This is a genomic window from Candidatus Paceibacterota bacterium (assembly GCA_028711505.1).
Taxonomy (GTDB): Bacteria; Patescibacteriota; Minisyncoccia; order JAHISW01; family Tagabacteraceae; genus JAQTSC01.
This window is the reverse complement of the sequence record JAQTSC010000001.1, coordinates 127,824-143,898: the sequence shown is the minus strand read 5'-3', so window position 1 is coordinate 143,898 and position 16,075 is coordinate 127,824. Positions and strand designations below refer to the sequence as shown.

The following is a 16,075-nucleotide window of genomic DNA, read 5'->3' as shown; positions in this document are numbered from 1 at the left end:
TAAAAAATGGAAAAGAAAAAAACGTTCAACAAAGATGATTACGGGCTTGAACTCAATCTTGATCTCTACGGGTGCAACCCCGAAACCATCCGTTCAAAGAAAAAGATAAAAGAATTTATAGATGGTATTTGTGCGGAAATAAAAATGAAGAAATACGGCAAGGCGTTTATCCCCAATTTCGGGCATGGCAGCCCGAAAACAGCCGGTTTTTCTCTGGTGCAGCTTATAGAAACCAGCTCCATAGTCGGTCATTTTTCGGATTTGTATAATTCGGCATATCTGGATATTTTTTCCTGCAAAAGTTTTGATCCGGACAAAGCGGCAAGATACGCCGCGAAATTTTTCGGCGCCAAAAAGTTTAAAAAGAGATTGATTATAAGGAAGTAGTATCGGGTTTCGAAATTTTTTTCTTGCTGGCTTTAAGCGTCGTAAAAGTTTTTTTGATAATAACTTCTTCAAGCCGGTTTATTTCTTCAAGAATTTTTTTGGCCTTGGCGGAATCAACACTCGTTCTTTCCTGAATAAGACGCGTAAGATATCCCGGCCCGCCGAAAACGCGCTCCACTTTTTCTTGGTTCATAAATTTTATTACGTCTGCCTGTATTGCTTTCAGCTTTCTGTTGTTTTTTAAGGTTTCGTCTTTCAGTTCAAAATATTCGTCTATCGCTTGCTCTATCTCGCTTTTGGTTTTTTGTTTTTCACTTTGCTCTTTATATAAGTGCCTCCACATCGGGCACATTTTTTTGTATCCGCACCAGCCGCATAATCCGGAAGGGAGGGGAATGAATTCTTTGTTGTCTTTTATAAGCTCTTGTATCTCGTTTATCGTTTCAAGTATTGCTGTCTTTGTCTTCGCGAGCTGTTCAGTCGTCCTTCTTGTTTCGGTTTTTTCGTTGTGCGGAAGGAAGTAGAGAGAAAGTTTTATATTCTCCGGTTTAAGGCGGGGCCATTTTTGGAGAAGCCCCAACCCGTATATGGAGAGCTGAAGATTTTTATCAAGGGATTCCTGAGAAGGCATTTTTTTGGAAGTTTTGTAATCAATTATTTCATACGCGTCCGATTCCGGCGATTTGTCTATTCTGTCTATTATTCCGGACAAAGTATGTCTTTCGCCGGTTTTAGAATCTTCAAGAACTGTTTCAAACCTCGATTCAAGTTCCACGGCATTAAAATTCCAGGGAGGATTTTTCTTGTAGAAATTTTTTAGAAGAACAAGGCCTTCTTCCGTGTACGCTTTTTGCGCGCTCTCGGATACTTTTTCCGGATTTATTTTCAGTAATTTCTCTTTCCACGCGTCAATGAAAAAACCCGAGATTTCGTCGAGAGTGGGGTAGAGGGGGGTTCTTTCAAACATCTTTTTAAGAGCCGAATGCACCGCTGTTCCGAACGCGGCTTCAATTGATTTAGGAACTTTTATCTTGTCCAGTTCCTGATATTTAAATTTTTTGGGACAAGATTTGTAGGTTTCAAGAGATGAGTAGGATATTCTCATAAAGGTATTTTACTACCGATGGGGGATAATACAAAAACCTTTATTTTCCAAAATATATAACGACGCACAATATACCTTTTGCGACATGAAGCATTTAAAAATAAGACCGTTTCCCAACAGCCTTATTCCCCGCTCTTTTTTTATTTTTTATTCGTTTTGTTTTTATTGATACACCGGCGCTTCTTCAATGAACTTTGGCTGCTCTCCTCCTTTTATCCGTTCCATATTATCCATAAAAGATACCCAGATATAGTTGTAAAAAATGCTCCAAACAAAATTGGCCGGGTTTATTAAGTAGCCGTTCCAGATGTCTTTAACGCTCTGCCACAGAAATGAAAAGTTGCCTTTTACCTCATCGCTTGTCAAAAAGCCTCTTAAATCGATGTTAAACGCGCTTAATATGAGTACCGCTATGATTATGATTATCAGAAGTTTTATAAAACCTGCGTCTGGGTTCATGATTTATAATTATAAAAGATATTTATAAATATGACAAAGGATTCAAGTATGCTTTTTTATCGGCTATAGGCATGCGCGCGTTTGAGCATGGAGTTTTGGATTTTTTTATGTCGCCAAGTCTTACAACCTGCACTCCTTGTGTGGCATAGACAGTATAGTGTAAGTGTGGTCCAGTAGCGTAGCCGGTTTCTCCTGAATATCCAATTGTTTGTCCCCTAACCACTTGTTCGCCTTCAGAGACCTTTATTAGCGAAAGATGAGCGTAAAGCGTTGAAAGGCCGTTATTGTGCCTTATAAGCACCCATTTGCCATAAGAATAACATCCAGGTATTTCGTCGGTATTGCCGGTTTCTTCCACTACCCCTTGCGCCGAAGCAAGAACTTTTGTCCCCGTGTAAGCTCTGAAATCTATCCCATTATGACCTGTTCCTCCGTAAACCTGGGGGTTTTGAGTGGCAAAAGGAGTATTTCCGAAAAATTGAGTTATACAATTGACAGAACCAGGGCTTGATTTGCTTCCCCTGGTGCATTCGTTTAAAGAAGCGTTTTCAAACGGCCATCCAAGAATTCCTGTTCCCGGAAGAGGAATTCTTCCGGGGTCTATTTCAATTTGAAGCGCAGCTTCAAGGTTGGCTAACTCGTCCAAAAAAAGTTTTTTCTGCTTAGTCTTCTCTTCAAGAATTTTTTTATAATTTTCTTCTTTGTTTTTTGTCTGCACTAGCAATGTATCTTTTTGTTTTTTGTTTGTCTGCACTATTTTTTTCTGGTCGCTTAAATTATCCTGTAAATTTTCCAGGTTTGATTTTTCCGATTCTTTTGAATCCTGGTCTTTTTCAAGACCGTATTTTATCATTCTTAGATTTTCAAGACGATCGTTTATGTCTTTCTGCAGATATTCCATGCTTTCCAAGTTGCTGAAGAAATCCGAAATATCGCCTTCGGCAAGAAGTATTTCCACAAGAGTCTTCGATTCTTCCTCGTTTAATTTTCTAAGTATTTCTGCCAGGGAATTTTTCGCGTTCCCCATGTCTTTGGTCTTGCCTTGGATATCAATATCCAGTTTTTCTATAAGAAGATTGGTGTTTTCTATCTGCTTGGCGGTTAAGTTTATTTCAGCGTTGAGCTTGTTTCCCGTTTTCGTCAATTTTGAAACTTCGTTTTTTAAAGTTTTCGCTTCCTCTGCGGTTTTATCTATCTCTTTTTTGTAGCCGCTTATTTCTTCTTCGATTTTTTTGATTTCCTGATTTTTTTGTTCTATCTGCGATTGTATTTCAACCACTTTTTCTTCCTGGGCGAGCGCGGAAAAAACAGGACAAACCGAATTTGCAAATTCGGCCGCGATAATTAAAAAAGCAAACGTTGATAACTTTTTTATCATTTTTAAGATGACGTTTTTTTATATATTATCAGCCATGCAAAATAAGTTTTGCGTGGTTAAGACGGGATAAAGTTTCGTCTTTCCCGAGGATTTCCGCAATCCCGAAAGGGTCAGGAGATTTTGCTAACCCTGTTAATGCCACCCTGAAGGGCCATAAGACGCTTCCCCTGCCTTTTTCTTCGGCATATGCCCATATTGCCCCTTTCACGCTTTCTTTGCTGAAATCGGCCGATTTTAAGGAGGACAGCGATTCTATAATTTTATTGACGTGTTCTTTGGCGGTTTCGGGTTTGTCGTCTTCCCAAACCAAAAGCGATTTAGGAAAACTCGGGTTTACGAAAAAGTAGCCTGTATTTTCTTTTACTTCTGAAAAAACCGTAATTCTTGTTTTTTCCATTTCCATAATTTTTTCCCAATAGGCGAAGTTTTCTTTTATTTTTTCTTTCACTTCTTCCGGCATAAATTCCGCGGCCGTTTTCGCGAGTTCTGCCGCGGGCATCTTTTTTACGTATTCTTTGTTGAACCAGTTTAATTTCTCAATATTAAATACGGCGCCGCCTTTCTGTATTTTCTCTAAAGAGAATTTTTTAGTGATTTCTTCTTTGTCCATTATTTCCTTTTCGTCGCCGGGATTCCATCCAAGCATCACCATAAAATTTATGAAAGCATCGGCCAGATATCCCAGTCTTTGGTATTCGTTTACGGAAGTGGCGCCGTGGCGTTTTGAAAGCTTTGACCTGTCCGTTCCAAGAATCATGGGTATGTGGGCGTATAGCGGGCTCTCTATGCCAAGCGCTTTTTGGATAATCATTTGTTTTGGGGTATTTGAAATATGGTCTTCTCCGCGTATTACGTGTGTTATTCCCATTTCGTTATCGTCGACTACAACCGCGAAATTATACAATGGGGTTCGTTCGTCTTTCGCGATTGCGATATCTCCCAAAAGCGACAAATCAAACTCAATGTCGCCTCTTATCAAATCGTGGAACTTTATCTTTTTGTCGGAACCCTTTAATCTTATTATTCCTCCTGTTTTGTTTTCTTTTTCGTTTTTATGTTCGCATACATGCCTTGGAGGCTCTTTGTTTTCCATTTGTCTTGTCTTTTCTTCCGCGAGCTCCTCTCTCGTGTGATGGCACCAAAACGCTTCCCTTCCGGAAATTATTTTTTTCAGATACTTTTCGTAAATATCCGTTCTCTCGCTTTGCCTGCAGAATTCATCCGATTTTATTCCCAGCCAATTCAACCCATCGACGATATCTTTCTCAAACCTTTTGTCGGATCTCTCCGCGTCCGTGTCTTCTATTCGTAATACGAATTCACCTCCGTTTTTTTTCGCGAATAAATAGTTAAAAAGCGCGGTTCTTGCGCCGCCTACGTGAAAAGGCCCTGTTGGGCTTGGCGCGAAACGGACCCGCGGATTTTTACCCTTATTTTTTAAAAAATTGAATATCATGCTGAATGCTCAAGCGCTAAATTTATTATTTCCTGGGCTATTTTTCTGGCGGCCTCCGGCTTGGAAAATTTCTTTGCCGAATCGGCCATTTTGATTGATGCTTCGGGGGAAGAAAAAATTCTGTTTATTTCCGAAATAAGCACATGAGGCGACAGATTGCTTTCTTCAACCACTTCCGCCGCTCCTTTCTTTGAATATTCGTACGCATTCGCTTTTTGATGGTTTTGCGCGGAGTTTTTAAGGGGAATCATAATTGAAGGAGTTCCCCATGCCGCAATTTCATAAATGGCCGTTGCTCCCGCTCTTGAAACTACCAAATCTGCGCAGCTTGAAGCGTTCCTTATTTCTCCGGCGTTCATAAAACCCTTCAGGTGATACCTGCTTTTGAATTGTGATTTATCAAGGATTACTTCGCTTCGGGACCTGACCTCCGTTTCGTTTTTCTGGCCGCATTGGTGAATTATCTGATAGGTTTTTAAAAGCTCTTCAATCCCGTTTAAAAGAGTATCGTTTATATTTTGCGAGCCCTGAGACCCTCCCAAAACAAGGATTGTTTTTATTCCGTTCTCCAGACTAAACGCTTCCCTTCCTTCTTCGGGAGTACGACCCGTTATTTCTTTTCTTATAGGCACGCCAGTGAATGCTGTCTTTTCTTTTGAAAAATATTTTCCCGCTTCTTCAAAAGAGATGGCAATTCTTTTTGCTGATTTTCCAAACCATGAATTTACTTTACCGGGTATTGCGTCGGATTCGTGCAGAAAAATAGGAATTCCAAGAATTCGTCCGGCGAGAAGGGCCGGAAAACTGGAATAACCTCCCTTGGCAAAAATTACATCGGGCATTTCCGAATAAACCAAAAACAAAGCTTTTGCCGCACCCAAAAAGGTTTTGAATATATCCAAGATATTCAAAATAGAAAAATATCTTCGGATTTTTCCCGCCCGAACCTTTTTAAAAGAAATCCCCATCTGTGTGACAATTTCTTTGTCGTAGATTGAGTCGGACATGAAAATAAGCCTGGGATGAATTATTCGTTCTTCTTCGCAAAGGTCAAAAATTGCTTCGCAGACGGAAATAATCGGGTAAAAATGACCGCCAGTTCCTCCTCCGGTTAAAAGAATTTTCATAAATTAACAGTTATTTGAAATATTAAATATTATTCCCGCTTCGGCCAGATTAAAAATAAGAGCCGAGCCGCCTTGGGAAATGAATGTTAAAGGCACACCCGTGAGGGGGATAAGTCCAACTGAGGCGTACATGTTTATGAACGCCTGTATGACTATTATTATACCAAGACCGGCGGCCAATAGTCTACCGAAAGAATCCGGCGCTCTTATTGATATTCTTATACATTTTAGAAACAGAAAAACAAACAATCCCGAGAGAAATAAGGTTCCGATAAAACCGAATTCTTCGCCGATAACCGCGAAAATAGAATCCCCTATCGGTTCCGGAAGAAAATTGAATTTTGAAGTGCCATCGCCGAAACCTTTTCCGAATATTCCTCCGGAGCCGATTGCGGTTTTCATCTGGTATAATTGATAACCGGAATCTTGGGTGTCTTTTGACGGATTTAAAAATATATCTATTCGTTTTTTAAGATGAGAAAAATCCTTAAGGCAGGAAAAATGAGAGCTGCCATAAGCAAGACCTATCACAAGAGCCGGACCAAGAACAAATATCAGCGCCATGTGTTTCCATTTTGCGCCGGCCAAAAAAAACAGAATAGCCGCCGTAATCAATATTATTCCCAATGTTCCGAAGTCCGGTTGCAATATCAGTGCGGCGGAAACAAAACCAGCCATGACAAGAAAAGGAAGCACCCCTGTCTTGAAAGAGCCTATTTCATTTTGCCGCCGCGACAGCCATGAGCTCAGATAAATCACAAAAGCCAATTTTAGAAACTCGGACGGCTGTAACGTGAACGGGCCGATATTAAGCCACCTTTTAGCTCCTCCGTGCGAAGAGCTTAATCCGAATTTATTTTCAAGAACCAAAAGAGTAAGAAGAAAACTTGCTATAAAAATAGGAATCGCGAAAGTTTTCCATTTTTTGTAAGGTATTTTTGAACACAGAAAAAACAGAAAAAATCCCGCGCCTCCGATCGCCATTTGTTTAAAAAGAATTATATACGAATTTTTGTCTCCCCTGGCCGTCAGCCCCAAAGAAGCGGACGACAATTCGAAAAAACCGAAAAGAACCAAAAATACAATGGTTATCAAAAAAGCCCGGTCATATTTTCTTGCGTATGCCATTGTAAACAGAAATTTAACCGCGCTTTAGGGGGAGAAAATTGGGAAATGGCTAATCGTTGCTTTTTAAAATTGTTCCTCCGTAATTTTCCGCCAATTTATTTTCCGCTAAAACCAAAGAGCCGTTTACGAATACATACTGTGTTCCATCGGCGTATTTAAACGGATTATTGTAATCGGATTCTCCTTTTATTTTTTGAGGGTCAATAACAACCACGTCGGCCCAGTACCCTTTTCTAAGAACTCCTCTGTCTTTAATTCCCAAGGTTTCCGCCGGAAGCGAAGTCATTTTCCTTACAGCCGATTCCCATGTGAGTATTCCTTCTTCCTTGACCAGCCAGTCAAAAACTTTCGGAAATGAACCAAATGACCGGGGATGCGGCATGTCTTTTTGGTTTTGTATTTTTTCTATTTCGTAGCCGACGCCGTCCGTTGATATCATGGAATAAGGTTTTTTCGCCAGATCTTTTATATTTTCCGGAGAGATAACTTCGTTAAAAATAGAAACGCGCAACTCGTTGGTTTCGAGAAGTTTTAGTACAACCTCTCCGCAGCTCAAACCCGAGTCTTCGCTTATTTTGTTTATTGTTTTGCCGACAATGCTAAAATCTCGGCTGGCGGAAGCAATGGTTATTCTGTCGTAATGGAGAGTTAAAGTTTCCAGATATTCCAAAATATGCCGTTTGGACTCTTCGTCGTTAAGAAGACCCATTATTATTTCTTTCTTTTCCGCCAATGCCCAGCTTGGAAGCAGACTCATAAGATTGGATCCTGTCCGCGTGTAAGGAAAAAAATCACAGCTTAAAGTAACCCCTTCTTTTGATGCCAGTTCTATCATGTTTAGCGCGTTCGGAAAACTTTCCCAAGCGCTGCGGCCTATGGCTTTTAAGTGAGCTATATGACCTTTCGCTCCGGAAGTTCTTAAAAAATTTATGAGACGGGAAATTGAAGGAAGCATGTTTTTCCCCTCGTTTTCCAAATGGTGCGAAGTAAGCAGTTTATGGCGCGCGGTCATGGCGAAAAGCGATTTTATTTCTTCATCCGAAGCCGCTTGACCCTGAGGAATTCCTAAATTCGTGGTTAATCCGAAAGCCCCTTCTTTAAGCGCGTTGTCTAAAAGGTTTAGCATTTCGCTTAGTTCTTTTTTGCTTGCGGCGCGGACTTCTCCTTTAAGAATGCTGGCGCGTAAAGTTTCGTGGCCCACGAAAGTTCCGAAATTCAGCGGAATTTTTATTTTTTGTGCCGACTCCAAAAATTCTTTTACGGTCTGCCAATTTATGTTTATTTCTGAAGTATCAACCCACCTGTTTAGACCATCAAGCATCTCGGAATTAAGAAAAGGCGCCAAAGAAACTCCGCCGTGCCCTCCTATTATTGTGGTTATTCCCTGCCTTAATAAACTTTCCTGCTTGGGTTGTGAAAATATTGTCCAATGAGTGTCGGAATGGTTCGTGATGTCTATGAATCCAGGCATTATATATAAATTGGACGCGTCAATTACAACCGCGGCATTGTCGTTTTTATAATTCCCCACGTCGTTTACTTTACCGTTGTCTATGGCGAGATCCGCGCGTACGGGAATAGCTCCGGTGCCGTCAAATATTATTCCATTTTTAATTATTACGTCGTGAGCCATGTGCTAAAATTTTAAAAATTTATGAATAATTTAAATTTATCCTATGAGCGCCGCTACCATTCCTATTATAGCAAAAACCACGCCTATGACCCAAAAACGCATCGTTACTTTATATGAAGGCCAGTTTTTTGCTTCAAAATGATGATGTATCGGTGCGGCTATAAAAACTTTTTTGTGAAAAAATCGTTTTGAAAGGATTTGTATTATGGCGGATCCTGAGGCTGCAACTAGGGGAAAAGCGATGACCGGCAAGACCAAAACCGAATCCGTAAGAAATGCTATCGTTGTAAGGCAAGCCGTAAGTCCGAGTGTTCCCGTTTCTCCCATATAAAATCTTGCCGGAGGTATGTTGAACCAAAGAAAAGCCAGAATCGCTCCGGTTAGAACCGCGCAAAAAGCCGCCAAATCTATTTGATTTTGGAAAAAAGCGATACCTGCGTAGGCGGCAAAGATTGAAGCAAAAACTCCGCCGGCAAGTCCGTCCAGCCCGTCTATCACTCCTCCGCTGAAAGTTGCGAGCATTACTAAAATAAAAAACGGCACGAGGAGCCACCCGATTTGAAATTCTCCAACAAAGGGGATATTGAGAGTATCCGCGCCGAGTTTAGCGTAAAACCAGACTCCGCCGATAAGCCCTATTAGCGCCACGAGTAAAAGCCTTTTTTTTAGGCTTAATCCTCCCCCAATATAAGAACCTTTGCCTTTAACCTGAAAAATATCGTCAACAAGTCCGATAACTGACGCTGAGATAAGAGCAAAAAGCGGCAGCCATGTTTGCGCTCTGCTTAAGAAATTGATTTTTTCGGTAAAAACAGAAGGCAAAACTTGCCAAATCAGCCAAAAAAACAGAGAAACCAAAAGAGTGCTTCCCCATATTAAAATTCCTCCCATGCGAGGGGTGCTTACTTCTTTTTCTTGATGAAATTTTTTAAAAACTACCGCTTCTTCCCCGCTTAACGCTTTGTCTCTGGCATTTTTTTTCCATGCTTTGTATTTATAAAGATAATGAGTCAGAATCGGTGTCAGAAAAAAGCCGACAAAAAAGCTTAAAGCAGATAGGCCGAAAACTTTAAGAATGTTTAATCCGGTTTCCATCCTTTAAGAATATCGCAAAATCGAAAAAGAAAAAAGCTTTAGCTGTGGCTAAAAGAAACTTTACAGCCTTTCGTATATCTTTTTCGCGTCTTCAAAGCGTCCATCAAAGCTTGAGCCGAGCACGATTATTATTACGGGATTGTTTATCCCCGTGTCTGTTATTATGACGAGATTTCCTCCCGCCAAATCGCTGTAACCGGTCTTGCTTCCCAGAAGAAGAGGCAATTCGTAAAATAATTTATTCGTGTTTTGGAATTCTCTGTTGTTTATCACCGCTTTTTCTTTTGTGGTGATTTCAAGAAGTTCCGGATATTGATTTAATAAATAATCAGCCAAAAAAGTTATGTCGCGGCATGTGCCGTATGCTCCGGAAAATCCTTTTGAAAGGTCCAGCCCCGTTGAATTGAAAAAATAAGTATTTCTCAGGTTAAGCGCAGCCGCCTTTTCGTTCATTTTTTTTACGAACAAGACGTCGCTCGGTTCAACAGTGTTTCTTTTGGCACTGGCGAGAGCGAAAGCAGCGTCGTTTGAAGAAGACAAAAGCATGACACTCATTATATCGGGGAGGCGCCACATCTCTCCGATCGAAAAACCGGAATCCCCTTCCTGCATCATCGCTTCCTTTGAAATTTCCACAAGCGTTTCCGGAAGAATATTCTCTTTTGCGACAAGTGCCGTCATCAGTTTTGCCACGCTTGCCAAAGGCAGCTGTTTATCGCTGTCTAGCTCAAATAAAAATTTGTTTTGTCTGACGTCGAAAACGCAGGCGGATTTCGCTTCAATTTCCAGATTATTGAAATCCGGAAATTTTATTTCACCTGAAAGCGGCACCGCGGCCAAAGCGTCGTATCTGGCAGTGTTTGATTTTATACCTTCCGGCTTTTTTATTGTTTCAAAAACGAGAAAAGATGAAACGCAGACCGCGAAAACAAGACTACAAATTTTCAGTATCTTGGGATGCATTTTCCATTTGATTTAATATAGTTTCAAATTCCGGCAGATCTATTTTTTTATAAACCCCTAAGTATTGGAAAAGTTTTATTGTCGGCGAATACGCGAAACTTCTTTTGTCTTTCGGATTGATTTTTCTGTCTATAAAACCCCGTATCATAAGATTTCTTAAAGTAAAACCCGAGTTTACTCCGCGGATATTGTCGATTTCCGAACGCGAAACTCCGCCGTCTTTCTCTTCGTTTTTGTAAATTATTATTGCCAAAGTTTCCAATCCGGCGCGGCCGATATTTTTATTTAATTCTTCTTTAACGAATAATTCGCAATATTTTGAAGATTCCGGAGACGTGGCGAGCATTATTTCATCGTCTTTTCTCATCAGCCTTATTCCCGAATTTTTTAGACGATCTTCTGTCTCTTCCACCGCTTTTTTTATTTCATTTTCGTCTTTATCGAAAATTTTTGAAAGCCGCGAAAATTTTATCGGTTCTCCCGAAAGAAAAAGCAGGGCTTCTATGTGATTTGATAATTCCATTTTTATTTCGTTTTATTGATTTCTATCTCTCCAAAAACTTTGTCTTGCTTTACCATTATAAGGCCTCTTTTTGTCAATTCAAGGAGAGCGAGAAAATTTATTATCAAATCAGCTTTTCCTCCCGAGGAATTTTTGGCGATTTCAGAAAAGCAAAACGAAATTCTTTTGTTCAGCCGTTCCTTTATCTCTTGTATTTTTTGCTCAAGGGTTATCGTTTTTTTGACTATTGCTTTCGGAAAATTATTTTCCTTCTCAGGAAGGCGCGCCAGCATTTCTTTTGCGGCGATAAATATATTTTCAAGTGAGAGATCTTTTGATTCCGCGAAGATAGTTTCTGTCTGGAGCATGGATTCTCTCGCGAAAATCACCTGTTTACCGAATATTTTTTCAAGTTCCTTGGCTAGCGCCCGGTAAATTTTGTAGAGTCTGAGCCTTTCTTCAAGATCACGGATCTCGGTTTCTTCATCGGAAGAAAGCGCAAGAGACGGCATCAAGGAACGCGATTTTATAAGGACAAGGGTTGAAGCGATAACTATAAAAGAAGCGACTTCGTTTGTCGGGAAATCCGGCAGTGATTTAAGATGATTTAAATACTGGTCGCTTACTTCGGCCAAGGACACCTCGTTTACCGGAAGTTTCTTTTTGTCTATAAGTTCCAAAAGCAGGTCAAACGGTCCTTCAAATTGTTTGATTTTAATTTGATACACGGATGGAAAAAATTTTATTGGGGCTTTTCGCCCCCTTTATTATTTTTATGGTTTTTGCCGGAATATTCAAATAGGCCGCGAGAGCGGCCGATGCTTCTTTATTTGCTTCTCCTCTTTCCGCCTTCCCTTTCACTTTTATCTCAAAAGAGTCTTCGGCTTTTTGCGTTATCGCCGTTTTTTTGGAACCAGGAAAAACTTTTACTTTAATAAGCGTCATTTTTTGCCTCCTTTTATGGGCCGTCCTCCTTTCGGTTTTTCTATAAAAATGTTTTTCCTCGCCTTGAAGCTTGCTTTAAAGCTGGAAGACGTTCGGTATGCGGGTTTCCCTTGCCTATTTCCGACTTTTGAATGGGATTTCATATATTTATTTTCTCATAATTTCTATTTTCTCTCAATGGTTTTAAAAACAAAAATCCCGCCGGGTCCAATAAGGACCGGCGGGAAAGAATTTTACTACCTTGCACCCGACGCCATAAGCTGCATTAGCGCGGTGAGCCCCGGATTTTTAGGTATGGCTTGGTTAAAAAGATTCATTTCTTCGGGCTCGCACACCCCGTTGCCATTACCAAACTGCTTATCCGCAAAAAATCCCGAAGCCGCGTTAATCTCATCAAGGGCTTCTTGCAGTTTTTGCCGGTCTACATGTCCGGATTGCAGACCCTTTCTTGCCAACGAGTAACTGAAGATTAGAGTCTTGGCAGCTCTTAATTTTAGAGATTCATTTTGCACAGAGTTTACTGCCCGAGGATTGTCGGGCAGGTTGTACAGGTAAAAAAGAAATTCAACTGGCGTTGTCGGCATGGGTGCTGCTGCACCGACTGGGCCTCGATCTTGTGCAAACCCAATCCCAATTGTCGAAATCGTAACCACCGCAGCAACCGCCATTATCAGCGTAACCATTATTGCCTTTTTCATTTCTAACCCTCCTTTTGTTTTTTACAAAGAATTTATTATTTTCTAATATTAATTTTAGCACTTTTTTAAGAAAAAGTCAATAGAAAAAACGCCTAAAATAGGTGCTTTTTGCTAGAAGTTTTTAATAATTTATTTCCTCTTTTTAGACGGTTTTTTGGACTTTACTTTTTTTGTTGTTTTCGCTTTCGTTGTTTTAGGTTTTACAATCGCTATCCCCAATTCTTTCAGCTGTCCTGCCATTATTTCCGATGGCGCGGACATCATCAAATCTCTGCCATCGCCGGTTTTTGGAAAAGCTATAACTTCGCGTATGTTCGGTTCGTTTAAAAGTATTGTTATCAACCTGTCCATTCCGTAAGCAATTCCGGCGTGCGGCGGCGCTCCGTAAGAAAACGCTTCAAGCATGTGGCCGAAATTTTCCTGAATCTGTTTGTCGTTATATCCTAAAATTTCAAAAACTTTCTTAAGCGCTTCGGGTCTGTGATTTCTTACGCTTCCTCCGCCTATCTCAAACCCGTTTAAAACAATATCGTATTGCGCCGCGATAATTTCTCCGATGTCTTTTTTAGACATAAGCGAATCGTGCCATTCGGGCATCGCCGCTGAAAATGGATTGTGCGTAAAAGTCCACTCTTTATTTTCGGTTTTTTCAAAAAAAGGAAAATCAATAACCCAACAAAAAGCGAGCTCGTTTGGATTATTTTTATCAGTTCTTAAATCCGGCCTGTCTGTGCCGTATCTTTCCATTGCTTCTTTATACGATATCCGAGGAAACGGCATTTCTTTTATTCTTTTTTCCGGAAAAAGAGAGCGCGCGGTTTCAATAATCATTTCTTCGTTTAATTTCATTACCGCTTCCCTGTCTGCAAAAGACATTTCAATATCCAGCTGGGTAAATTCCGGCTGTCTGTCTGCGCGAGTATCTTCATCTCTGATGCACTTCGCTACTTGAAAATATCTCTCCAGCCCGGCAACCATTAAAAGCTGTTTGAACTGCTGTGGCGCCTGGGGCAAAGCGTAAAATTTTCCCTTGTGTAACCGTGAAGGCACCACAAAATCACGCGCCCCTTCGGGAGTTGATTTTGTCAGCATCGGAGTTTCCACTTCCGTAAAACCGCGCTCTTTCAAAAAATTCCTCATAAAATCAATCGTCTTATGCCGTTCTTTCAGATTTTTAAGGAGCCGAATTCTGCGTAAATCAAGATAACGATATTTAAGCCGGGTCTCTTCGTTTATCTCGTATCCGCTGTCCGTAATATCAAAGGGAGCAGGGTTGGCTTTGTTTAATATTTTAAGTTCTTCCGCCTGAAATTCTACTTTGCCCGTTTCCAGGTTGAGATTAACCATTTTCGAAGGCCTTTCAGCCATCTTCCCGTTTATTTCAATAACGTCGTTTATTCTTAAAGTTTCAGCGCCCGGCGGAAGCCCGTTTGCTCCGGGCGCAAAAACAACCTGAAGAATCGCTCCTCCAGTATCTATAAGGTCAATAAAAATAAGTTTGCCGTGGTCTCTCCTGTTCCAGACCCAGCCGGCAAGAGTTACCTGTTCGCCTGTTTTGTTTATCGCGTCTTTTATCCAACTTCTAGCCATGGTTGATAGTATATCAAGATATCGGCAATTCCACTATAAAAGTGCTTCCCTTGCCCTCTCCTCCCGATTCCGCCCAAATTTTGCCTTTATGGTCATCCATTATCTTTTTCGCAACAAAAAGCCCCATTCCGAGTCCTTGCGAACCTTCTTTCAGCCCCCTTTCGTATTTTTGAAATAATTTTTTCATACCTTCATTGGAGATGCCTTCTCCTGTGTCTTTGATTTTTAAAATAACTTTTTCTGGCGCCGCTGAAAGTTCAATACTGATTCCTCCGTCAATCGTGTATTTTATCGCGTTGTCCAAAAGATTCATCACCACCTGTTTTATATAATCTCCATCCATGGTTATTTCCGGTATTTTTTCTTTCGGTTTTTTATAATTCATCTTCAGGCCCTTGCTTTCGGCAATAGATTTTAGTTCTCCCACGGATTCCTCCACTATTTTTTGAATATTTTGTTTGGAAAACTCATATTTCATTTTTCCGCGTTCTATTCTTGAAATATCCAAAAGATCGCCAATAAGTTTTATAAGACGTTGGTTTGAAATATAAACTTTTGAAATCGCTTCCTCGGCGTTCGGAGTCAATTTGCCGAAAGTTCCTTCTTTTATCATTGAAACGTAGCCTTTTATAACCGTCATCGGAGTTCTTAGCTGATGAGAAGCGATAGATAGAAAATCCGATTTTTCTTGGTCTAGCTGTTTCAGTTTTTCATTGGCAGCTTCTAGATTTTCCGCCAGCTCCTGGATTTTTTGCCTGGCTCGGATTTCCGCCGTCACGCTGCGGATTAAAAGTAAACCGGAAATAACGACAGCAATAAATAGTGAAAATTTTAATATAAAGCTTGTGGCATTTTCAGTTAAAATGGCGTCAATTAACAAAATAACGGCCATTAATATACTGAAAATTTCAGTGGCAATAACTTTTATGTTTAATAAATGATGTTTAAGTATTGCATAAGCAAAGAAAGAAAGCATTATAAATGTGCCGATAGGTCCCAACCAGTTATATTTTATGATACCGATTCCAGGAAGTATTAAATTAGCGGTAACGCCAACAACGCCGGTTATGACTAAACCTAAAAAAATAAATTCTATTTGCAATTTTTCAATGCCTTTTGATTTTAAAAATTTTATAAAAAGTTCTATAAATGAAATAAAGAAAAAAACGGCTATAAACAGGCTGTAAGATAGATACAAGTATCCTATCTGGTAATAATTATCTCCATCAGTTTGTTTAAATCCGTCTATTATTAAATTAGAAAAAATTAATAAATAGATCAGCAATAACGAAAGAAGAAGCAAAAGGAGGGATAGGATTTTTGTTTTTTTAATTCTGGTATAAGGGAAATGTATAGAAAAAAAGAAAAGAGAAAAAGCTATTCCAACAGCGGCTATATGAGCCAATCTTCCCCAAGCCATTACAAAAAATGGAGTTTCCAAGGTTCTAAAAAGAAAAATAGAAAGACACCAAAGCATCACATTCACGGCGAGTATCCCATAGAATTTTTTTACACGAGGATTCTCGCCTTTTCTAAGTACGGCGAGTGCCAATAGTGCATTAAAAATACCTGATAAAATTAAAAACAGAGAACTTATCGTCATATTTTA

Annotated in this window: 16 protein-coding genes; 1 reads left to right on the top strand and 15 read right to left on the bottom strand. The window is 40.0% G+C overall.

Annotation, left to right across the window (positions count from 1 at the left end; translation table 11 throughout):
• Nucleotides 1-6: 6 nt before the first annotated feature.
• Nucleotides 7-387: an S-adenosylmethionine decarboxylase gene (locus PHC85_00670; protein MDD5032621.1), complete on the top strand. Its 381-nt coding sequence runs from the start codon at nt 7-9 to the stop codon at nt 385-387.
• On the opposite strand, the gene PHC85_00665 is transcribed toward PHC85_00670, so the two are convergent.
• The 15 genes from PHC85_00665 to PHC85_00595 form a co-directional block, all read right to left on the bottom strand.
• Nucleotides 374-1,492 (bottom strand): PD-(D/E)XK nuclease family protein, encoded by a 1,119-nt coding sequence (locus tag PHC85_00665; GenBank protein MDD5032620.1) that lies wholly within the window; start codon nt 1,490-1,492, stop codon nt 374-376. The two genes, PHC85_00670 and PHC85_00665, sit on opposite strands and share 14 nt — an antisense overlap.
• A gap of 162 nt (nt 1,493-1,654) precedes the next feature.
• The gene (locus PHC85_00660) at nt 1,655-1,951 is read right to left on the bottom strand and encodes a hypothetical protein (protein ID MDD5032619.1); all 297 of its coding nucleotides are present in this window, start codon (nt 1,949-1,951) and stop codon (nt 1,655-1,657) included.
• Nucleotides 1,952-1,973: 22 nt separating this feature from the next.
• On the bottom strand, nt 1,974-3,329 hold the full coding sequence (locus PHC85_00655; protein ID MDD5032618.1) for a peptidoglycan DD-metalloendopeptidase family protein: 1,356 nt from the start codon (nt 3,327-3,329) through the stop codon (nt 1,974-1,976).
• A 28-nt stretch (nt 3,330-3,357) separates the two neighbouring features.
• Nucleotides 3,358-4,785: a glutamate--tRNA ligase gene (gltX, locus tag PHC85_00650; protein MDD5032617.1), complete on the bottom strand. Its 1,428-nt coding sequence runs from the start codon at nt 4,783-4,785 to the stop codon at nt 3,358-3,360.
• Nucleotides 4,782-5,912 (bottom strand): undecaprenyldiphospho-muramoylpentapeptide beta-N-acetylglucosaminyltransferase, encoded by a 1,131-nt coding sequence (murG, locus tag PHC85_00645; GenBank protein MDD5032616.1) that lies wholly within the window; start codon nt 5,910-5,912, stop codon nt 4,782-4,784. Before murG ends, gltX begins: the two co-directional genes overlap by 4 nt.
• Before the next feature lie 3 nt (nt 5,913-5,915).
• Nucleotides 5,916-7,040, bottom strand: coding sequence for a putative peptidoglycan glycosyltransferase FtsW (locus PHC85_00640; GenBank protein ID MDD5032615.1), 1,125 nt, complete (start codon nt 7,038-7,040; stop codon nt 5,916-5,918).
• A gap of 49 nt (nt 7,041-7,089) precedes the next feature.
• The gene (locus tag PHC85_00635; GenBank protein MDD5032614.1) at nt 7,090-8,673 is read right to left on the bottom strand and encodes an amidohydrolase family protein; all 1,584 of its coding nucleotides are present in this window, start codon (nt 8,671-8,673) and stop codon (nt 7,090-7,092) included.
• 36 nt (nt 8,674-8,709) lie between these two features.
• Nucleotides 8,710-9,768 carry a phospho-N-acetylmuramoyl-pentapeptide-transferase gene (locus tag PHC85_00630; GenBank protein ID MDD5032613.1) on the bottom strand — a complete coding sequence of 353 codons (1,059 nt, stop codon included), beginning with the start codon at nt 9,766-9,768 and terminating at the stop codon, nt 8,710-8,712.
• Between the two features lie 60 nt (nt 9,769-9,828).
• Entirely contained in the window at nt 9,829-10,731 is a 903-nt protein-coding gene (locus PHC85_00625) for a hypothetical protein (GenBank protein ID MDD5032612.1), read from the bottom strand.
• Entirely contained in the window at nt 10,703-11,254 is a 552-nt protein-coding gene (locus PHC85_00620) for an SMC-Scp complex subunit ScpB (GenBank protein MDD5032611.1), read from the bottom strand. Before PHC85_00620 ends, PHC85_00625 begins: the two co-directional genes overlap by 29 nt.
• A 2-nt stretch (nt 11,255-11,256) precedes the next feature.
• On the bottom strand, nt 11,257-11,961 hold the full coding sequence (locus PHC85_00615; protein ID MDD5032610.1) for a segregation/condensation protein A: 705 nt from the start codon (nt 11,959-11,961) through the stop codon (nt 11,257-11,259).
• Nucleotides 11,948-12,178, bottom strand: coding sequence for a DUF167 domain-containing protein (locus PHC85_00610; protein ID MDD5032609.1), 231 nt, complete (start codon nt 12,176-12,178; stop codon nt 11,948-11,950). Before PHC85_00610 ends, PHC85_00615 begins: the two co-directional genes overlap by 14 nt.
• A gap of 236 nt (nt 12,179-12,414) precedes the next feature.
• Nucleotides 12,415-12,876 carry a hypothetical protein gene (locus PHC85_00605; GenBank protein MDD5032608.1) on the bottom strand — a complete coding sequence of 154 codons (462 nt, stop codon included), beginning with the start codon at nt 12,874-12,876 and terminating at the stop codon, nt 12,415-12,417.
• Between the two features lie 129 nt (nt 12,877-13,005).
• Complete coding sequence (gene aspS / locus PHC85_00600) at nt 13,006-14,466, bottom strand: aspartate--tRNA ligase (protein ID MDD5032607.1); 1,461 nt, start codon at nt 14,464-14,466, stop codon at nt 13,006-13,008.
• A 13-nt stretch (nt 14,467-14,479) separates the two neighbouring features.
• Nucleotides 14,480-16,069 carry an ATP-binding protein gene (locus PHC85_00595; protein MDD5032606.1) on the bottom strand — a complete coding sequence of 530 codons (1,590 nt, stop codon included), beginning with the start codon at nt 16,067-16,069 and terminating at the stop codon, nt 14,480-14,482.
• Between the last annotated feature and the right edge of the window lie 6 nt (nt 16,070-16,075).

Coding starts and splice junctions, on each gene's coding strand:
- PHC85_00670 (MDD5032621.1), top strand. CDS start 7: ATGGAAAAGAAAAAAACGTTCAACAAAGATGATTACGGGCTTGAACTC.
- PHC85_00665 (MDD5032620.1), bottom strand. CDS start 1,492: ATGAGAATATCCTACTCATCTCTTGAAACCTACAAATCTTGTCCCAAA.
- PHC85_00660 (MDD5032619.1), bottom strand. CDS start 1,951: ATGAACCCAGACGCAGGTTTTATAAAACTTCTGATAATCATAATCATA.
- PHC85_00655 (MDD5032618.1), bottom strand. CDS start 3,329: ATGATAAAAAAGTTATCAACGTTTGCTTTTTTAATTATCGCGGCCGAA.
- gltX (MDD5032617.1), bottom strand. CDS start 4,785: ATGATATTCAATTTTTTAAAAAATAAGGGTAAAAATCCGCGGGTCCGT.
- murG (MDD5032616.1), bottom strand. CDS start 5,912: ATGAAAATTCTTTTAACCGGAGGAGGAACTGGCGGTCATTTTTACCCG.
- PHC85_00640 (MDD5032615.1), bottom strand. CDS start 7,040: ATGGCATACGCAAGAAAATATGACCGGGCTTTTTTGATAACCATTGTA.
- PHC85_00635 (MDD5032614.1), bottom strand. CDS start 8,673: ATGGCTCACGACGTAATAATTAAAAATGGAATAATATTTGACGGCACC.
- PHC85_00630 (MDD5032613.1), bottom strand. CDS start 9,768: ATGGAAACCGGATTAAACATTCTTAAAGTTTTCGGCCTATCTGCTTTA.
- PHC85_00625 (MDD5032612.1), bottom strand. CDS start 10,731: ATGCATCCCAAGATACTGAAAATTTGTAGTCTTGTTTTCGCGGTCTGC.
- PHC85_00620 (MDD5032611.1), bottom strand. CDS start 11,254: ATGGAATTATCAAATCACATAGAAGCCCTGCTTTTTCTTTCGGGAGAA.
- PHC85_00610 (MDD5032609.1), bottom strand. CDS start 12,178: ATGACGCTTATTAAAGTAAAAGTTTTTCCTGGTTCCAAAAAAACGGCG.
- PHC85_00605 (MDD5032608.1), bottom strand. CDS start 12,876: ATGAAAAAGGCAATAATGGTTACGCTGATAATGGCGGTTGCTGCGGTG.
- aspS (MDD5032607.1), bottom strand. CDS start 14,466: ATGGCTAGAAGTTGGATAAAAGACGCGATAAACAAAACAGGCGAACAG.
- PHC85_00595 (MDD5032606.1), bottom strand. CDS start 16,069: ATGACGATAAGTTCTCTGTTTTTAATTTTATCAGGTATTTTTAATGCA.